The following is an 18,332-nucleotide window of genomic DNA, read 5'->3' as shown; positions in this document are numbered from 1 at the left end:
TGACCCGATGAAACACCTGCCCAAACACCTCCGGCCGCGACGACGATATCTCGCCGTCGAGGTCGAGACGTGGCCCGGCGTCGACCTCGCCCGCGGGCCGTTCCAGCGCGAACTCTGGTACGCCGCCCAGAACCTCTACGGCGACGCCGGGAGCGCCGACGCCGACCTGACCGTTCTCGGGTTCGACTACGCCGACGGCGTCGCCGAGACCATCGTCCGCGCCCGGCGCGGCCACGTCGAAGACGCCCGGGCCGCACTCGCCTGCATCGACGCCGTCGGCGGCGACCCGGTCGGGGTGAGAGTGCGAGGCGTCTCGGGGACAGTGCGTGCCTGTTCGGAAAGGTATTTACACGGCCGGGCCGGAATTTCCGAGGAGAGAACCGTCGTGTTCGAGAACGACTCCCGAACCGCCGTCGTCCGCGACTCCCTCTTCGACGTTCGCGGTTCGGACGGGTTCACGGGCGCGACGCAACTCGATTTCGAGTGATATTCCATGCAGGGACAAGCGCAACAACAGGCGTACGACCGCGGGATTACGATCTTCTCGCCGGATGGTCGACTCTATCAGGTCGAATACGCTCGTGAGGCCGTCAAGCGCGGCACCGCGAGCATCGGCGTGCGAACGCCCGAGGGCGTCGTCCTCGCGGCGGACAAGCGCTCTCGCTCGCCGCTGATGGAACCGACGAGCGTCGAGAAGATTCACAAGGCGGACGACCACATCGGCATCGCGAGCGCCGGCCACGTCGCCGACGCCCGTCAGCTCATCGACTTCGCCCGCCGCCAGTCACAGGTCAACCGCCTCCGCTACGGCGAACCCATCGGCATCGAGACGCTGACCAAGGAAGTCACCGACCACATCCAGCAGTACACGCAGGTCGGCGGCGCGCGCCCGTTCGGCGTCGCGCTCCTCATCGGCGGCGTCGAAAACGGTACCCCCCGCCTCTACGAGACCGACCCCTCGGGGACCCCCTACGAGTGGAAGGCCGTCTCCATCGGGGCCGACCGCGGCGACCACCAAGAGCACCTCGAAGAGAACTTCCGCGACGACCTGACCCTCGACGAGGGTATCGAACTCGCGCTGGAGGCCATCGCCTCGACCAGCGACGAGGGCACCGCGCCCGACGGCGTCGACGTGGCGACCGTCTCCGCGGAGACGGAGCGCTTCGTCGAGCTGTCTAACGACGAAATCGAGAGCTACCTCGAAGCCAACGACCTGTTGGCGACCGAGGACGACGAACAGACCGAAGAGTAAACCGCGTCCCGCGGTTCCCGTTCTCGCGCGTTCTTCTTCGACTCCCATCCCCCGAGCGACTGCGCCGTCTGCTCGGACGCGGCGGGCGGAGCGGTCGCGTCGCTCACGGTCGCTCATGGGTGCAAGCGAGACGCTGGATGGGATGAAAACAGACCCGGACGGAAGGAAAACGGACCGGAAACAGAACCGGAAACGCGGTCGTCTAGCGGGCCACGGAGAGCGACCCCGGGCGGCTCAGTACTCCTCGTAGGCGAGGTTCATGAGCCACTGCGAGAAGGCGTTGCTGTTGGCGTTAATCTCCTCTTCGCCGATGAGCGGCGAGAGCATGTCGCCGGCCATCAGCATCGAGAAGTCGAGGTCGCGCGCGGCGGGTTCGAGGTAGTAGGTGGTGTGGCCGTTGTAGACGGTCTCGGTCCGCTTGATGAGACCGAGCGACTCCAGCACCTCGGCGATGCGGCTCCCCTTCCGGGAGGAGATGTCGAGTTCTTTCCAGAAGTCGCTCTGGTGGATGCCGCCCGACTCGCGGATGAGTTCCAGTCCCGCGCGCTCGTCGGAAGAAAGGTCTTGCTCGGCTTCGCTCGCGCTCATACCATCTACACGTCGTGCGAGCGGTTTAATCCTGACGTTCGACCGGTTCGAAGGCGGTCTGACACGGCGGGCCGTCGGCGAATTCGTACGCGAACTCCGCCTCGCCGAGCGCGATGACCGACGACGAGCGCGTGCCGAACCGACCCTCCGGGTCGTGGACGCAGACGCCGAAGTCGTGGTCGCCCAGCGCCGCCTTCGCTCGCTCGCACCACGCTTCCACCGACTCGCTCGGCTCGGGCTGAAGGGCCTCCTCCAGCCGCCGGGCGTTGTCGGCCTGCCGCTTCCCCACCTCGGGGTGTCGCTCGGGGACGAACCACGACTCGGGCGTGCCGACGTTGACGACGACGCGGACGCCGGGGTCGACGTTCCGAACCGACAGACTGCCGTCCCACTCGAAGAACAGCGCGGCGTTCTCGTCGGCGACGACGAGGTTGAAGCCGTCGTAGCTGTCGTCCTCGACCGCATGCTCGACGAACCGGGCCGCGTCCTCGGCGGTCTCGCGGCGGAGCGCGTCGCGGACGAGATGGCCCCGGGAGCGTTCGCCGCCGCCCTCGACCTCGACCCAGCGGTTGGTGATGCCGACGAAGACGCCCGCGTCGTTGTAGCCGACCCACGTTCCGCCGGCCTCGGCGTCCCGCGGGGCGACGATTGCGGGACCGTCGCCGTTTTCCCACCGCCGGGGCGGCTCGGCGGGCCTGCCGAGTTGCTCGTCGCGGTTGGCGGCGACGACGACCGGCGCGTCCTCGAACACCTGCCACGCGAGGATGAGTGTGCACACGAGGAAAGCGTAGGCACTCGGCGCAGAAAAACGTCGGTTTCGACCCGACGCGCCGGCGCTCGCCCCTCAGTCTTCGCGCTCGGCGTCGGCTTCGAACCGGTTCGGGTCCCGGGAGGCGAGCGCGACGTTCACGGCCGCGACGTTCTCCGGCACGTCGTGGACGCGGACGATGTCGGCCCCGCGGTCGGCGGCGATTGCCGTGCCCGCGACGGTCGCCGCGAGGTTGTCGCCGGGCTCCTCGCCGACGAGCGAGAACATCGACTTGTGGGAGTGGCCGACGAGAATCGGACAGCCGAGCGCGGCGAACTCGTCGGTGCGCCCGAGAAGTTCGAAGTTCTCGGCCTTCGACTTCCCGAAGCCGAGACCGGGGTCGACGATGAGGTTCCGCCGCGGGATGCCCGCCTTCTCGGCGAGCAACACCAGCTCGGTCAGTTCGTCGATGACGTCCTCGACCACGTCGTCGTAGTCGACTTCGCGAGACGGGTCGACCGGGGCGTCGATGCTGTGCATCACGATGACCGGCGCGCCTCGCTCGGCCGCGAGGAAGCGCATCTCGGGGTCTTCGAGGCCGGTCACGTCGTTGAGGATGTCCGCGCCGGCGTCGAGGGCGGCCGCGCCGACCGCGGCCTTGCGGGTGTCCACGGACACGAGCACGTCGAGGTCGGCGATGGCCTCGATGACGGGCGCGACGCGGCGAATCTCCTCGTCGACCGGGACCTCGTCCGCGCCGGGGCGGGTGCTCTCGCCGCCCACGTCGATGATGTCGACGCCGGCGTCGACCATCGCCCGCGCCTGCTCGACGGCGTCGTCGATATCGTAGAACTCCCCGCCGTCGTGGAAACTGTTCGGCGTCACGTTCAGGATGCCCATGACGGCCGTGCCGTCGTTCCACGGGTAGTCGTCATGGCCGGCGTCGCTCGCGTCGCCCGCGCCGCGCTCGTCGTCTTCGCCGGCGTCAGCCGCCTCGATGTCGAGCGTCTCGCGAATCTCGGCTGCGACCCCCGCGAGCGCGTACGGTGGGTCTTCGAGGGCCGCCGTCAGGCGCTCGAACTGGTCGAGCGTCCCGGTCAGGACCACGTCGACGAGTTCGCCGCCGAACTCGTGGCCCGAGACGGCGCAGTCGCCGCCGACGGACAGCAGTTCCTCGCGGAGCACCCGCGCCTGCCGGCGCTGGACGCGCGTGTGGACCGTTCTGTTGACCGCCCGCCTCGCGCGTTCGCTCCGTTCGGCGGCGTCAGCGACGTTCGCGCGGTCGAGGGTCCGTCGGGCGTCGTCGAGTGTGCGGTGAGTCTTCGGGACGACCGCCCGCGTCCACGTGGTCCGCGCCTCGGCGACGACGTACAGCGAGCCGACGACGAGCACGCAGTCGTCGGGGTCGGCGCGGGCGCGCGCCCGGTCGAGCGCCGCGGCGACCGCGCCGCCGGTCTCGACTGCGGGGCCGTTGAGTCGCTCGAAGACGGACGACAGTATCTCGGGGTCCTCGCCCCGCGAGATGTCCGCCTTGCAGGTGACGACGGACGCCACCTCCGGGAGCGCCCCGACCATCTCGCCGTGGTCCTTGTCGTGCATCGCGCCGTAGACGAGATGGAGGTCGTCGTAGTCGAACTCATCGAGGACGGTGGCGACCTGCGCGCAGGCGTCGGGGTTGTGCGCGCCGTCGAGGACGACCGTCGGCTCCGTACCCATGACCTCGAACCGACCCGGCCAGTGGGCGTTTCGGAGGCCGCGGTGAATCGCCTCCGCGTCGATATCCGGGCGAACCTGCCGGGCGAGCGAGACGGCGATGCCGGCGTTCCGTGCCTGATACGCGCCCAAAAGCGGGATGCGAACGTCGAGCGTCTCGGCGTCGGTCTCGACGGTGACGGCGGCCTCCTGGTGGTTGACGCGGCCGCCGTAGGAGACGCGAACGTCCGCGTCCGAGTCGGCGTCGGCGTCCCCGACGGTCAACACGTCGCCGGCCTCCTCGCGGATGACCGACAGCGCCTCGCCGGTCGTCCCGGTCACGAGCGGCGCGTCGGCGGGCGCGACGGCGGCTTTCGTCTTCGCGATTTCCGCGACCGTGTCGCCGAGGACCGCGGTGTGTTCGAGCGAGACGTTGGTGACGGCGCTGGCGACGGGGTCGACGGCGCTCGTCGCGTCGAGTTCGCCGCCCATCCCGACTTCGAGCACCGCCACGTCGACGCCCGCGCGGTCGAAGTACCACAGCGCGAGCGCGGTCACGGTCTCGAAGAAGGTCAGCGGCTCGCCGTCGGCGGCCCGCTCGACGAGGTACGGCTTGGCTTCGGCCACGAACGCCGACAGCGCGGACTTCGGAATCTTCCGGCCGTCGACGCGGACGCGCTCCCGCACGTCGTCGAAGTGCGGCGAGGTGTAGAGGCCGACGTGCGCGCCCGACTCGCGCAGCATCGCGTCGACCATCCGGGCGGTGCTTCCCTTTCCGTTCGACCCCGCGACCTGCACGAACGACACGCCTTCGTGGGGGTCGCCGAGGTGAGAGAGCAACCGCCGAATCGACTCGGTCCCCGGCTTGACCTGAAACCGCCGGAGGTCGAAAAGGAAGTTCACCGCCTCGTGGTACTCCATACGCGTGAGAAACCGGACGGTGGGCTTAGGCCTAACGCTCCACGTCACTCCTGCGACACGACGCCGGACGGGGTCGCCCACGGGGCCGCCGCCAACGCACCGACAACCGCTCGATAGCGCCGCGCTCAGTCGATGTGGACGACGAGCACCGGGCGCTTCGCGTTCTCGATAACGCGCTCGGTGACGCTCCCGAGCGACGTGAGCTTGTCGCGACCGGTCCGCCCGTGGGTCCCCATCACGACCACGTCGGCGCCGTGTTCGTCGGCGTAGTCGAGGATGACTCGATGGGGAACGCCGTCTCGAATCGCCGTCGTCGTCGACGCCTTCCCCTCGCACTTCTCGGCGCACCGCTCGACCGCATCGACCGCGTCGTCGCGGAGCGACTGGATGACGGCGTCCTGCTGGTCGCCGCCCGCGGCGAGGTACACCCGCTGGTCGACGACCGACAGCACGTGGACCGTCGACTCGTCCCCCGCGAGTTCAAGCGCGTGCTCGATTGCCTGCATCGTCCCTTCGCTCCCGTCGGTCGGCACGAGGATGTGTTCGTACATACCTCTGTGTTCGCCTCGCCGACACTTGAAGGGACACCGTCGGTGTTAGGTCGTGGGAACGGTCTCCAAGAAGCGCTCCGTATCCTCGTGGAAGCAGTCTCCCACCACGACGGCGTCGGCACCGGCGTCGAGTATCTCATCGGTCTGTGCCCTGCTCCGGATGCCGCCGCCGTAGAGTAACGCCGTCTCGTCGAGAAATGGAGCCGCGGCCGACACGTCTTCCGGGCCGACGTAGCGTCCGGAGTACTCGATGTAGAATATCGGGAAGCCGTAGAACGACTCCGTCGCCAGCGCGGCACCTGCAACCTGTTCGGGGGTGTAGTGTTCCTCGACGTTCGTCAGTCCGGCGACCTTCGAGTCGGGGTTCTGGACGACGTAGCCCTCACCGACAACACCGTCGACGAGTTCGCGACCCTTCGAGGCGAGCACGCTCCCGACGAACGGGAGCCCCGACCCAGTCACGTCCTCTGATTTCCGCGCGAGTTCGGTGAAGAAACCGACGTGTTTCTCGACGAAATTCGTCTTGTCGCCGTTGTAGACCGCCGGGACGAAGACGGCGTCGGCAACTTCGACGGTTCGCTTCGAAACGTGGGCCGAGCGGTACGGTTCCTGGACTAACGGAAGGTCGGGAAACTCGGCGCGGAGTCGCTCAAACACCGCAAGCGAGTTCTCCTCCGTGACGCCGTCGGAACCGCCGACGATAACGGCGTCCGTGTGGCGGAGGACATCGATGGACTCGGGGTGCCGTTTTGCCGGGTCGACTTTCGTGACGTGCTCGAATTCACTCCAATCAAATGACATTACATCCAACGTCAGGAAAGTCGGTTATCAATCTCTCGGTGGATTGTCGTGTCAGAAATTATGCGAGGCTCGCGTTGCTCGCGCACCGAGCTTTAGACCCTCCCTCGCTTCGCTCAGTCGTGTCTAAAGCACCGCTGCCCGGTGAAGACCATCGCAATCCCGCGCTCGTTGCAGGCCGCAATGACGTCCTCGTCGTTCACCGAGCCGCCGGGCTGGATGACCGCCTCGATACCCGCGTCGGCCGCCTTCTCCACGCCGTCCGGGAACGGGAAGAACGCGTCGGAGGCCATGACGGCACCCTGCGCGTCCTTGCCCTCGGCGTGTTCCTCGGCCTTCATCGCGGCGAGTTCGACCGCGTCGACGCGGGAGACCTGCCCCATGCCGACGCCGACCGTCTCGGTTCCCTTGGCGAAGAGGATGCCGTTGGACTTCACGTGCTTCAGCACCGTCCACGCGAACAGCATCGTCTCCAACTGCTCGTCCGTGGGTTCGGTCTCGGTGACGACTTCGAGGTCCTCGAGCGTCGGCGTCCAGAGGTCGCGCTCCTGAACGAGCCGCCCGCCGACGAGCGCCTTCTCGGTGTAGGTCTCGGTGCGCTCGCCGAGGTCGCCCACATTGAGGACGCGAAGGTTCTTCTTCTCGGTCAGCACGTCGAGCGCGTCGTCGGTGTAGCCGGGCGCGACGACGACTTCTTTGAACGAGTCGATGATGAGTTCCGCCGTCTCGGCGTCGCACTCGCGGTTGAGCGCGACGATGCCGCCGAAGGCGCTCATCGGGTCGGTGGCGAGGGCGTCGGCGTAGGCTTCAGCGAGCGTGTCGGCGGTGGCACAGCCGGCGGGGTTCGTGTGCTTGATGACCGCCGCGGCGGGCTCGTCGAACTCCTTGATGATGTTCAGCGCGCCGTCGGCGTCGTTGTAGTTGTTGTACGAGAGTCCCTTCGCGCCCTCGTTGAGTTGGGGCGCGCCGACGACCGACGCCTCGTCGCACGTCTCGTCCACGTAGACCGCGGCGTCCTGATGGGGGTTCTCGCCGTATCGGAGTTCGTCGTAGCGGTCCTCGGAGGTGACGCGGCGCTCGGGCAACCCGGCGTCGACGTCGCCCTCGACGGTGACGGAGTCGTCTTCGACCGTCACGCGGCCCTCGGCGAACCAGCGGACTGCGCGCGGGTAGGCCTTGAACTCGGCGTCGTAGAGGACGCGCGATTTGAGGTCGTCGGCGTCGTCGTCGGTGTACACCGGGACGGCCTCCTGCGTGACGATGGGACCGGCGTCGACCTCCTCGTTGACGACGTGAACCGTACAGCCGGTCGTCTTGACGCCGGCGTCGAGGACCTGTTCGTGGGCGTCCATGCCGGGGAACGCGGGGAGCAGCGATGGGTGGACGTTGAGCGTCGTCGGCGCGGCGTCGAGGAACGTCGAGGTGAGCACGCGCATGTAGCCGTCGAGACAGACGAGGTCGAAGTCGTAGTCCGCGAGGGCGTCGAGGATGCGCTCCTCGTGGGACTCGCGGGCCTCGTCGTCGCCGCGTTCGACGACTTCGCTGGGGATACCGTGTTCGTCCGCCCAGTCGAGGACGGGCGCGTCGGCGCTGTTCGAGACGACGACGCCGAGTTCCGCCCCGCCGGGGGCGCGGTCGGCGATGTTGCGAAGGTTTCGTCCGCGGTTGCTCGCGAGACCGGCGATGGTGACCATGTGAGAAAGGGGACTCGCGGCCCTCAAAGTGGTTGCGGTCCTCGACGGTAATATATGCTCGATTATGTATATATGCGACGACACGCAGCCGTAGAGTGCGTCTGAGTAGGCATACATGTGCGCAAGTATCGCCTCCGCGGCGGCGACGAACCCCCGGCGTTTAACCTCCCCCATCGTGACGACCCAGACATGACCGACGCCGACCGGCACGACCCGCTGTACGCGGTGTCCCCGCTCGACGGGCGATACGCCTCCCGAACCGCACCCCTCGCACCGCACGTGAGCGAGGCCGCCCTCATGCGCGCCCGCGTTGAAGTCGAAGCGGAGTACCTCCTCGCGCTCGCCGACCTCGACGCGACGCCGCTTTCGTTCTCCGAGAGCGAGCGCGCCGGCCTCCGGGCGCTCTACGAGGAGTTCGACGCCGACGACGCCGATCTCGTGAAACGACTCGAAGTCGAGGGCGCGGCGGGCTTCTCGGCGACGAACCACGACGTGAAGGCCGTCGAGTACTTCATCCGCACCGAGACCGACGAGTCGGTCCACCCGTGGATTCACTTCGGCCTCACCTCCGAGGACGTGAACAACCTCGCCCAGCGCCTCATGGTGAAGGGCGCGGTCGAAGAGGTGCTCGTGCCCGAACTCCGCGACACGCGAGACGAACTCGTCTCGCTCGCACAGGAGTTCCGCGACGTGCCCATGCTCGCGCGAACCCACGGCCAACCCGCGACGCCGACGACGTTCGGCAAGGAGATGGCCGTCTACGCCGCTCGCCTCGGCCGGACGCTCGCCCGCGTCGAGGCCGCGTCCGACGACCTCGCCGGCAAACTCGCGGGCGCGTCGGGCGTCTACGCGGCTCACGTCGCCGCCTACCCCGGCGTTGACTGGCGGGCGTTCTCCCGCGAGTTCGTCGGGTCGCTCGGCCTCGAACACACCGCGCTCGCCACGCAGGTCAACCCCTGCGACGACCTCGCGGCGCTGTTCGACGCCGTCCGCGGCGTCAACAACGTCCTCGTCGATCTCGACCGCGACGCGTGGCTCTACGTCTCCGAACGCTATCTGGGACAGGAGGCCGTCGAGGGCGAGACCGGCTCGTCGACGATGCCGCACAAGGTCAACCCCATCGACTTCGAGAACTCCGAGGGCAACCTCTCGAAGGCCAACGCGGACCTGAGGTTCCTCGCCGACTACGTGACGACCTCGCGCCTCCAGCGCGACCTCTCGGACTCCACGGTCAAGCGGAACATCGGCGCGGCGTTCGCCCACTGCCTCATCGGCTACAAGAAGACCCAGACTGGCCTCGGAAAGGTCGTCCCGAACGAGCAGGTCATGCGCGACGAACTCGACGACACGCCGGCCATCATCGGCGAGGCCGTCCAGACGATTCTCCGCCGCGAGGGCGACACGCAGGCCTACGAGCGAGTGAAGGAACTCACCCGCGGCCGCGAAGTGACCCTCGACGACTTCCACGACCTGTTTGCGGACCTCGACGTGGACGAGGGGACTCGCGAGGAACTGCTCGCGCTCACGCCCGCGACGTACGTCGGTCTCGCGGACGAACTCGTCGACGACATCGAGAACTGAACCGCCGGTCGGGCCGTCGAACCGTCGGGCCGTCACTCCGCCGAATCGACATGCTCTCTTTTCTGCGGTCGGTCGAACGCGTCGCTGAGTCGGGCGACCGTCAGGAGAAAACCGAGACCGCCTCAGAAGCCGACGGGCACGGGATATCGGCCTCGGCGCGGTTCGGGCACGGGTTCGGCGGCGAGCGCCGGCACGGGTGGGCTGGACAGGCTGGTCCGCGCAGTGCGGTTCGTCATGGGCTGGTACGACGACGCAGGGCGCTCACCGTGGCTGAATTATTTACTCACTATAGAATAAGTCTTTTGGTGGGGTGGTGCGTTGGTGGAGGTATGAAAGCAATCGCCGTCGAGCGCGGGGAAGACAAACCGGTCGTCATCGAGAAGCCGCGACCGGAACCCGACGCCGGGGAGGCGCTGGTCCGAACGCTTCGGGTCGGCGTGGACGGAACGGACCACGAGGTCATCGCCGGCGGCCACGGCGGATTCCCCGAGGGCGAAGACCACCTCGTGCTCGGCCACGAGGCGGTCGGCGTCGTCGTCGACCCGAACGACACCGAACTGGAGGAAGGCGACATCGTCGTGCCGACGGTCCGCCGCCCACCGGCGTCGGGGACGAACGAGTACTTCGAGGAGAACCAACCCGACATGGCCCCCGACGGGATGTACGCCGAGCGCGGCATCGTCGGCGCGCACGGCTTCATGTCCGAGTACTTCACGAGTCCGTCGGACTACCTCGTCCGCATCCCGCGCTCGCAGGCCGAACTCGGCTTCCTCATCGAGCCCATCTCAATCACCGAGAAGGCGCGGGAGCACGCCTACGCGAGCCGGTCGGCGTTCGACTGGAACCCCTCGTCGGCGCTCGTCCTCGGCAACGGGAGCCTCGGACTCCTGACGCTCGCCATGTTGAGAGCCGACGACAAGGGCTACGAGGACCTCTACTGCCTCGGTCGGCGCGACCGACCGGACCCGACTATCGACATCATCGAGAAGCTCGGCGCGACCTACGTCGACTCCCGCGAGACGCCGGTCGAAGAGATTCCGGGCGCACACGAGGACATGGACTTCATCTACGAGGCGACCGGCTTCCCCAAACACGCCATCCAGTCGGTGCAGGCGCTCGCGCCGAACGGCGTGGCCGCGCTCCTCGGCGTCCCGAGCGACTGGGAGTTCGAGGTCGACGCCGGCGCGTTCCACCGCGAGATGGTGCTCCACAACAAGGCGCTCGTCGGCAGCGTCAACTCCCACGTCAAGCACTTCGAGGCCGCGACCGTGACGTTCACCAAGCTTCCGCGGTGGTTCCTCCGCGACCTCGTCACCGGCGTCCACCCGCTTTCGGAGTTCGAAGCAGCATTCGAAGACGACGACACCACTATAAAAACCGCCATCGAATTCGGTACTGTATGAAGAACGTCGACGACCTCATCGCCAGCGCGGCTGAGCTCGCGGACCGCGGCCTCTCGAAAGGCGAGATTGCCGACGAACTGAACGTCTCCCGCGAGACCGCCAGCTGGCTGGTCGAACGAAGCGGCGCGGCGACCGAACCCGAACCCCGTGCGGAGCCCGAAGGCCCCGACGACATCCACGTCGACTGGAACGCCATCGGGAGCGGCGGCAAGCGCCTCACCTACGTCGGGCGCGCGCTCGCCGACCTCCTCATGGAGACGAACGGCGAGGCCGACGTGACCGTCGGCATCGAGAAAGCGGGCGTCCCGCTTGCGACCTCCGTCTCGCGCGAACTCGAAACGACGCTCGGCGCGTACTCGCCCGCGAAACACCAGTGGGACGAAGGCGACCTCGAAGACCTCGGCGGCGGCTTCTCCCGGAACTTCTCGCCCGTCGAGGGCCGCGACTGCTTCATCGTCGACGACACGGTGACGAGCGGTACGACGCTCCGCGAGACCATCGACGCCATCCGCTCGGAGGGCGGCGAACCCCTCGCGTGCGTGGTCATCGTCGACAAACAGGGCGTCGAGGAAATCGACGGCGTCCCCGTCCACTCCCTCATCAACGTCGTCCGCGTCGGCGAGCAGTAAGCGTCGGCTCGGTCGGGACGGTTCGTCGGTTCCGGATTGACCGCGACGCAACTCCTTTGTCCGCCCGGCCGTTATCTGGGTGCATGACGTTCCAACCGGAGAGTTTGGACCCCGAAGAAGTGCAGACCCGCGTCGACGAGGCCGTCGCTGACAACCGCGTCGTCCTGTTCATGAAGGGCAACCGCCTGATGCCGCAGTGCGGCTACTCCGCGAAGGCGGTCGACCTCATCTCCCAGTACGTCGACGAGTTCGAAACCGTCGACGTGCTGCCCGCGCTCCCGCACTACCGCGAGGCGCTCAAGGAGAAAAGCGACTGGGAGACCATCCCCCAGACGTTCGTCGACGGCGAGTTCGTCGGCGGCAGCGACATCCTCGAAGAACTCGACGAGCGCGGCGACCTCGAAGCGACGCTGACCGGCGCGAACTGACCCCGGGAGCGACCCCGACAGACCGCCGGACAGCGGCCCGACGCCGACTTTGTTGCTCTCGCCTACCGAGAAGGGGAGGCCATATAAGCCTCGAACTCGTACATGAACACAGGTATCGCCATCCGGGTGCGCTCGCACCGTGGCTCTCGTCGATACCGAAGCCAACAATGTCAGGCCGCGTATATCGACTCCATTCGACGTTGGAACTGCCACTCGAAGACGTGATGGACTACTTCGAAAACGACCCAGAACTGCCGCCTGAGGTCGAGAACGTAGACATCACCCGCCGAAACAACACTCTCATCATCAAAGCCGTCTCCGCCGACGACAACCTCAGCAAGTACACGCCGACGGCCCAGTTGAAAGCGAGCGTGACGGAAAATCGCGTCTACGAAGAAGAGCCGCCCCGAGCGGGCGCGCCCAACTGGGGAGACGAAGAAGAAGAGGAGATTCCCTCCGAACTCGTCGAGTTCGCCTGCTTCAAAGGCGACCTCGAAACCGTGCTCCAGAACACGGCGCTTCAGTACCCGATGTTCCTCGTCCTCCGCGAGATTGCGATGCTCTCGGAGAAGGGGACGCTGACCGCCATCACCGAGGAAAGCGACGAACTGCAGGCGACGCGCATCGTCGAAGGCGAGGTGCGTGCCGCCTCCGTCGAAGTCGTCGAGAACCCCCAGCAGAACGGTTCCTCGGACAGCGGAATCAACTGGCGCGACAACAAGTTCATCTCCTAAACGCGTCGTATCTCCTCATCCCGTCACCGCCGGACCGCGTGAGCTAGCGGCCCAAATCGTGCTCGGCGGTATCACGCGTCACACTACGCCTCGGGCAAAAAGCATTTACACCGCCTAATTAGATGTAATTACACATCATGTCGGAAGCCGAATCCTTCCCGGACTACCTCGACGTCGACTACACCGACGGCGAAGGTGAGACGCCGGAGGACTACCCGAGTATCGAGGACAAAATCGAGAAGGCCATCGAGGTCACGAAGCAGGGTCTCGAACAGTACGAGAACCCCGCCGTGATGTGGACCGGCGGGAAGGACTCGACGCTCACGCTCTACTTCATCAAGGAGGTCGCAGAGCGCTACGACCTCGAAGTGCCGCCGGCGGTGTTCATCGACCACTACCAGCACTTCGACGAGATCATGGACTTCGTCGAGCACTGGGCCGAGGAGTGGGACCTCGACGTCATCTGGGCGCGCAACGAGGACGTCGGCGCGTACGTCGACGAGAACGGCCTCGAACCCGGCGACGACATCCCGGTGTCCGAACTCTCCGAGCACAACCAGCACCACGTCCGCGAGATTCTCGAATACGAGGAAGACACGTTCCCCTTCCTGCTCGACACCTACGTCGGCAACCACCTGCTGAAGACTGTCGCGCTCAACGACACCCTCGAAGAACACGACATCGACGGCGTCATCTCCGGCGTCCGCTGGGACGAACAGGAGGCCCGCGCCGACGAGACGTTCTTCAGCCCCCGTCACGACCCCGACATCTACCCCCCGCACGACCGCATTCAACCCATCCTCCAGTTCGAAGAGAGCGCCGTCTGGGACGCCTTCTGGTACTTCGCGGTCCCGGACACCGTCGAGAACTACCCCGAGGACGGCTACGTCCCGACGAGCGACACCGACCTCCCCGAGGGTGTCACGCAGGAAGACGTGCCCGTCTCGCCGAAGTACTTCGCCGGCTTCCGGAGTCTCGGCAGCGAGGTCTCGACCGACAAGTCCGCCGAGGAACCGGCGTGGCTGCAGGACATGGAGAACACGACCGAGCGCGCGGGCCGCGCCCAGGACAAAGAGGACCTGATGGAGCGCCTGCGCGACCTCGGCTACATGTGACGACGGCCGACGCCTGACGCGAACGCCGCGTCACGGCCACCTTTTTCGCGGCCCCCGCTTCGAGAGCGACTGCGACCGTCCCACAGCGGAAACAGCGATAGTCTCCGCGGCCGAGTCTTGCTGTATGGTTCACACGTTCCCAGACTACCTCGACCTCGACTACGACGACGGCCGCGAGGCGACCGCCGCGGACTACCCGACGCTGGCGGACAAACTCGAAAAGGCAGCGACAGTGGCCGCGACCGCGCTCGAACAGACGAGCGTCCGGCCGTCATGTGGACCGGCGGCAAGGACTCCACGCTCGTCCTTTACGTCGTCCGCGAAGTCGCTGCCGACACGGGCGTTCCCGTGCCGCCGGTCGTCTTCATCAACCACTTCGAACATTTCGACGAGACCGAGGCGTTCGTCCGCGAGTGGGCCGACCGCTGGCGTCTCGACCTCGTCGTCGCCCGCAACGAGGAGTTCGCGCGCCTCGGCGCGTCGCCCGGCGACGAGATTCCCCTCGCGGACCTCGGCGACGATACCCGCCGCGAACTCGCCCGCCTCGGCCACGAGGGCGAGACCGTCGTCCTCGACGCCGACAGCTTCGAGGGCAACCACCTCTTGAAAACCGTCGCACTCAACGACACGCTCGAAGCCCGCGGCTTCGACGGCGTCTTCTCGGGCGTCCGCTGGGACGAACAGGAGTCTCGCGGCGACGAGACGTTCTTCAGCCCCCGCCACGACTCCGAGAAGTACCCGCCACACGACCGCGTTCACCCCATCCTCCAGTTCGAGGAGACCGACGTGTGGGCGGCGTTCTGGGAGTACATCGTCCCCGACTCGGTCGAGGGCTACCCCGCGGGCCACGTCCCCGCGTCCATCGACGACCTGCCCGACGGCGTCGAACCCGCGGACCTGCCCGTCTCGCCGAAGTACTTCGAGGGCTACCGCTCGCTCGGTACCGAATCCGGGTCCGCGAAGTCCGACGACCGCCCCGCGTGGGCGCAGGACCTCGGCGCGAGCGCGGAACGCGAGGGGCGCGCGCAGGACAAAGAGGACCTGATGGGTCGGCTCCGCGATTTGGGCTATATGTAGTCCGGAGGTCTATCGAAACGAGTCCGCGGCGTGTACACCGTAGCGCCTAACTCCTCCAACGCGCTATCGCCTCCATGACATCCGAGTGGGTCAGTCTCTTTTCCGGCGGCAAGGACTCCTCGTGGGCGCTCTACCGCGCGCTCGAAGAGGGGTTGAACGTCACCCGCCTCCTGACCGTCCACCCCAGCGACGACTCGTACATGTACCACGTGCCGGCGACCGACCTCGCCGCGCTCGCCGCCGAGAGCACCGGCATCGAACTCGTCGAAGTCCATCCCGGCGACCTCGAAGCGACCGCCGCCGCCGACTCCGGCGCGCAGGGCGACGCCGAACTCGAACCCCTCGAAGCGGCGCTGTCGGACCTCCAAGCCGAGATGGACCTCGCGGGCGTCACCGCCGGAGCCATCGAAAGCGAGTTCCAGACCGACCGGATTCAGGCGATGTGCGACCGCCTCGACATCGACCTGTTCGCCCCGCTGTGGCAGGAAAACCCCCGCGAACTCGGCGACGCCATGCTCGAGGCGGGCTTCGAAATCACCATCATCCAGGTCGCGGCTCACGGCCTCGACGAGTCGTGGCTCGGCCGGACGCTCGACGCCGACACGCTCGACGAACTGGCGGCGCTCAACGACCGGTACGGCGTCCACATCCTCGGCGAAGGCGGCGAGTTCGAGACGCTCGTCACCGACGGGCCGCACATGGACCGCCCCATCGAACTGGAGTACGAGACGGAGTGGGAGGGGACCCACGGCCGCCTCCGCATCACCGACGCGTTCCTCGGGGAAGAATCAGGATAAGAACTCGCGGCCGGGTTGCGGGTTCGGCCCGCGGGACCGCGTTACTGCCCGTTCGTCAACCGCGAGTGCGCCCCGATGAGGGCGTTCGAGAGGTCGAGGCTCTCGATGTGCGTCTCCTCGTCGACGATGGAGTTCTTGAGCTCCGCGTTTCGGATGACCGCGCCGGGGAACACCACGGACTCTTCGAGGACGGAGTCTTCGACCACCGCGTCGGCCATGACGTGGACGTTGGTGCCGACCTCGGTGTTCGTGAGCGTCGCCGACTCGTGGACGAAGTTCTCGCCGTCGAGATACCACCCCACGGCGTCGAGGTAGCTCTGGGGCGTTCCGATGTCGAACCACGCCTCGTCGAACGTGTAGGCGAACAGGTCGCCCGTCTGTTGGAGCCACTGCATGAACCAGCCGGGCTCGTCGGGGTTGTTGTCGCCGGAGAGATACTCGTCGAACTTGGGCAGGTCGTCCGCCGGGATGGCGTAGCAGGCGATGGAGACGAGCGTGCTCTTGGGGTCCTCGGGCTTCTCCTGGAAGTTGATGACGCGGTCGCCGTCGAGTTCGACGAGGCCGTACGCCTTCGCGCGCTCTTTGTCACCCACGTCGTAGGCGGCGAGACACGGCTCGTTTTTCTCGTAGAAGAAGTCCACGAAGTCGCCCACGTCGAAGCTGATGAGGTTGTCGCCCGCGATGACGACGAGGTCCTCGTCGACCTCCTCGCGGTCGATGAGTTGGGCGAGCGCGCCGACGACGCCGAACTTCTCGTCTTCCTCGCTCGTGTCTTCGACCGACAGCGTCGGCTTGTCGAACGGCGACTCGTCGATGTACTCCTCGAACGCGCCGGCGAAACGCTCGTTCGTGCTCACGAACACCTCCGAGACCCGGTCGTCGGCCTCCAGGTCTTCGAAGATGGTGTCGATGACCGTCTGGTCACCGACGGGTAAGAACATCTTGGGTCGGTGTTTGGTAATCGGCCACAGACGCGTCGCGTACCCACCGGCAAGGACGACTGCCTTCATACACCCCACGTCCAGCCACGTGGACAAGGCCTTTTTGCATCCTCTCTATCTTGCTGACATTTCTCGGCCGCCGGCGGCGCAAGGGATTTTCCCTTCGACTCCCAATCGAGCGATATGACAGCCCGGGAGTCCGACACGACGGCCCGCCAGCGCATCGCCGACGCCCTCCGCGACGACCCCGCGACAGCCTCCGAACTCTCCGCGAGCGTCGGCGTCTCGGTGTCGTCGGTGTACGGCCACCTCCAGCACGTCGCCCGAACGGTCCACGGAGAGGACGGCGAACAGTTCCTCGTCGCGCCGCCGGAGTGCAAACACTGCGGCTTCACCGCCTTCGACGACCCCGTGAACTACCCCTCGCGGTGTCCGGAGTGCCGAAGCGAGGGCATCGAAGAAGCCGTGTTCAAAATCGAGTAGCGAGCGCGGTTAAAACGACGCGATGGTTCGGTTGTGGTAGTCGAGAAACGCGGCATCGAGGTCGTGGTCCTCGCGGACAGAAAGCGAAGCCCCGTCTAACTCGCGTTCGTAGGCGTGGGCGATGGTGTACGTCTCGGGGTCGACGGCTATCATTCCGTAGTCGAAGTCCGCGTGGTGGTCGGGGCAGAGAACGAGCAGGTTCGCCTTGACGTCCGGGCCATCGTGGGGCCGCCCGAGCGGTTTGAGATGGTGCGCCTCGGCGTACCCGTCGTGAACCCCCCGGCGACGACGCTCCCCACAGACTTGGCACGTGTGGGAGTACCGCGCTTTCAACTCGGCCGCAAGTGTCGTGTTCCGAATGATTCGGCTCCGCGTCGTCTCGGTGCGTCCCGCGGGCGCGAGGTCTGCGGCGGCTTCCTCGTCGTCGACTCGCTCCCGCGTTTCGTGACGGCGGCGGAGCACGAATCGATAGACGTCCCTGTCGTCGCCTTCGAACGGTCCGCACGCGTAATCGACGACCTCGACTTGGCCCTGATACTCCCAGTCGGCCTCTCCCGACTCGCGGTGGAAGAAGAATATCGGTAACGGGTGGCGTTTCGCCCGCGCCAGAAACTTGTTCCCGCCGGTGAGCGTCTGGTCACCGGTCCGTCCTTCTCCGACGTACGTGAACTCGCCGCCGGTCACGTCGTCACCGTACGGCCCGGTATCGCTCGAAAAGAGACGGAGATACCGTTGGTCGTCGTCGTCGTAACAGATTTCAATGCCTCGCCCCGTCATGCCGCGGTCGAACCGGGTGCTGAGTTCTGACCCGCTCAACCGTTCGCCGGGTTCGAGCGAGAGCGCTGCGAGTTCCACAGCAGTTTCGACGACCGACCGACGAAAAAACGTTCTCCTGCGGCG

The 18,332-nt window shown here is 66.7% G+C and carries 18 protein-coding genes and 1 pseudogene; 11 read left to right on the top strand and 8 right to left on the bottom strand.

The genetic code is table 11. The features are described 5' to 3' along the window. Nucleotides 1-7 precede the first annotated feature (7 nt). Together HVO_RS09945 and psmA are read left to right on the top strand one after the other, a co-directional pair. Nucleotides 8-487: an Rpp14/Pop5 family protein gene (locus tag HVO_RS09945; RefSeq protein ID WP_004043846.1), complete on the top strand. Its 480-nt coding sequence runs from the start codon at nucleotides 8-10 to the stop codon at nucleotides 485-487. 6 nt (nucleotides 488-493) lie between these two features. Then, nucleotides 494-1,252: an archaeal proteasome endopeptidase complex subunit alpha gene (gene psmA / locus HVO_RS09940; protein WP_004043847.1), complete on the top strand. Its 759-nt coding sequence runs from the start codon at nucleotides 494-496 to the stop codon at nucleotides 1,250-1,252. A 234-nt stretch (nucleotides 1,253-1,486) separates the two neighbouring features. Here the strand turns inward: psmA and HVO_RS09935 are convergent, their stop codons facing one another. From HVO_RS09935 to purH, 6 genes are all read right to left on the bottom strand, one after another. Beyond that, the gene (locus HVO_RS09935; RefSeq protein WP_004043848.1) at nucleotides 1,487-1,840 is read right to left on the bottom strand and encodes a helix-turn-helix transcriptional regulator; all 354 of its coding nucleotides are present in this window, start codon (nucleotides 1,838-1,840) and stop codon (nucleotides 1,487-1,489) included. Nucleotides 1,841-1,865: 25 nt separating this feature from the next. After that, nucleotides 1,866-2,618, bottom strand: a complete 753-nt coding sequence (locus HVO_RS09930) for an NRDE family protein (protein WP_004043849.1) — start codon at nucleotides 2,616-2,618, stop codon at nucleotides 1,866-1,868. A gap of 66 nt (nucleotides 2,619-2,684) precedes the next feature. Beyond that, nucleotides 2,685-5,201 carry a dihydropteroate synthase gene (gene folP, locus HVO_RS09925; protein ID WP_004043850.1) on the bottom strand — a complete coding sequence of 839 codons (2,517 nt, stop codon included), beginning with the start codon at nucleotides 5,199-5,201 and terminating at the stop codon, nucleotides 2,685-2,687. Between the two features lie 125 nt (nucleotides 5,202-5,326). Continuing rightward, nucleotides 5,327-5,752 (bottom strand): universal stress protein, encoded by a 426-nt coding sequence (locus HVO_RS09920; RefSeq protein ID WP_004043851.1) that lies wholly within the window; start codon nucleotides 5,750-5,752, stop codon nucleotides 5,327-5,329. Between the two features lie 45 nt (nucleotides 5,753-5,797). After that, nucleotides 5,798-6,553, bottom strand: coding sequence for a geranylgeranylglyceryl/heptaprenylglyceryl phosphate synthase (locus tag HVO_RS09915; protein WP_004043852.1), 756 nt, complete (start codon nucleotides 6,551-6,553; stop codon nucleotides 5,798-5,800). 113 nt (nucleotides 6,554-6,666) lie between these two features. Beyond that, nucleotides 6,667-8,244 (bottom strand): bifunctional phosphoribosylaminoimidazolecarboxamide formyltransferase/IMP cyclohydrolase, encoded by a 1,578-nt coding sequence (purH, locus tag HVO_RS09910; protein WP_004043853.1) that lies wholly within the window; start codon nucleotides 8,242-8,244, stop codon nucleotides 6,667-6,669. A 189-nt stretch (nucleotides 8,245-8,433) separates the two neighbouring features. Between purH and purB the strand changes: the two genes are divergently transcribed. The 8 genes and pseudogenes from purB (at nucleotide 8,434) to HVO_RS09870 (ending at nucleotide 16,008) form a co-directional block, all read left to right on the top strand. Next, the gene (gene purB, locus HVO_RS09905; RefSeq protein WP_004043854.1) at nucleotides 8,434-9,825 is read left to right on the top strand and encodes an adenylosuccinate lyase; all 1,392 of its coding nucleotides are present in this window, start codon (nucleotides 8,434-8,436) and stop codon (nucleotides 9,823-9,825) included. Nucleotides 9,826-10,154: 329 nt separating this feature from the next. Then, nucleotides 10,155-11,228: a glucose 1-dehydrogenase gene (locus tag HVO_RS09900; protein ID WP_004043855.1), complete on the top strand. Its 1,074-nt coding sequence runs from the start codon at nucleotides 10,155-10,157 to the stop codon at nucleotides 11,226-11,228. Further along, a complete protein-coding gene (gene gfcR, locus HVO_RS09895) occupies nucleotides 11,225-11,857 on the top strand; it encodes a transcriptional regulator GfcR (RefSeq protein ID WP_004043856.1) in 633 nt (210 codons plus the stop codon). The genes HVO_RS09900 and gfcR overlap by 4 nt, the downstream gene beginning before the upstream one ends. A gap of 83 nt (nucleotides 11,858-11,940) precedes the next feature. Beyond that, nucleotides 11,941-12,285, top strand: coding sequence for a glutaredoxin family protein (locus HVO_RS09890; RefSeq protein WP_004043857.1), 345 nt, complete (start codon nucleotides 11,941-11,943; stop codon nucleotides 12,283-12,285). A 167-nt stretch (nucleotides 12,286-12,452) separates the two neighbouring features. After that, nucleotides 12,453-13,019: a DUF7110 family protein gene (locus HVO_RS09885; protein ID WP_004043858.1), complete on the top strand. Its 567-nt coding sequence runs from the start codon at nucleotides 12,453-12,455 to the stop codon at nucleotides 13,017-13,019. 137 nt (nucleotides 13,020-13,156) lie between these two features. Further along, nucleotides 13,157-14,134 (top strand): phosphoadenosine phosphosulfate reductase family protein, encoded by a 978-nt coding sequence (locus HVO_RS09880; protein WP_004043859.1) that lies wholly within the window; start codon nucleotides 13,157-13,159, stop codon nucleotides 14,132-14,134. 124 nt (nucleotides 14,135-14,258) lie between these two features. Continuing rightward, nucleotides 14,259-15,211 (top strand): annotated as a pseudogene (locus HVO_RS09875) (phosphoadenosine phosphosulfate reductase family protein). 74 nt (nucleotides 15,212-15,285) lie between these two features. Then, a complete protein-coding gene (locus HVO_RS09870; RefSeq protein ID WP_004043861.1) occupies nucleotides 15,286-16,008 on the top strand; it encodes a diphthine--ammonia ligase in 723 nt (240 codons plus the stop codon). Between the two features lie 41 nt (nucleotides 16,009-16,049). Here the strand turns inward: HVO_RS09870 and HVO_RS09865 are convergent, their stop codons facing one another. Continuing rightward, nucleotides 16,050-17,018 (bottom strand): sugar phosphate nucleotidyltransferase, encoded by a 969-nt coding sequence (locus HVO_RS09865; RefSeq protein ID WP_004043862.1) that lies wholly within the window; start codon nucleotides 17,016-17,018, stop codon nucleotides 16,050-16,052. Nucleotides 17,019-17,132: 114 nt separating this feature from the next. Here HVO_RS09865 and HVO_RS09860 point away from each other — a divergent pair, with 114 nt between their 5' ends. Further along, a complete protein-coding gene (locus HVO_RS09860) occupies nucleotides 17,133-17,432 on the top strand; it encodes a transcriptional regulator (protein ID WP_004043863.1) in 300 nt (99 codons plus the stop codon). 9 nt (nucleotides 17,433-17,441) lie between these two features. Here the strand turns inward: HVO_RS09860 and HVO_RS09855 are convergent, their stop codons facing one another. Further along, complete coding sequence (locus HVO_RS09855) at nucleotides 17,442-18,287, bottom strand: HNH endonuclease (protein ID WP_004043864.1); 846 nt, start codon at nucleotides 18,285-18,287, stop codon at nucleotides 17,442-17,444. Between the last annotated feature and the right edge of the window lie 45 nt (nucleotides 18,288-18,332).

The sequence above is a fragment of the Haloferax volcanii DS2 genome (assembly GCF_000025685.1).
Taxonomy (GTDB): domain Archaea; phylum Halobacteriota; class Halobacteria; order Halobacteriales; family Haloferacaceae; genus Haloferax; species Haloferax volcanii.
This window is presented reverse-complemented; position numbering and strand designations above follow the sequence as displayed.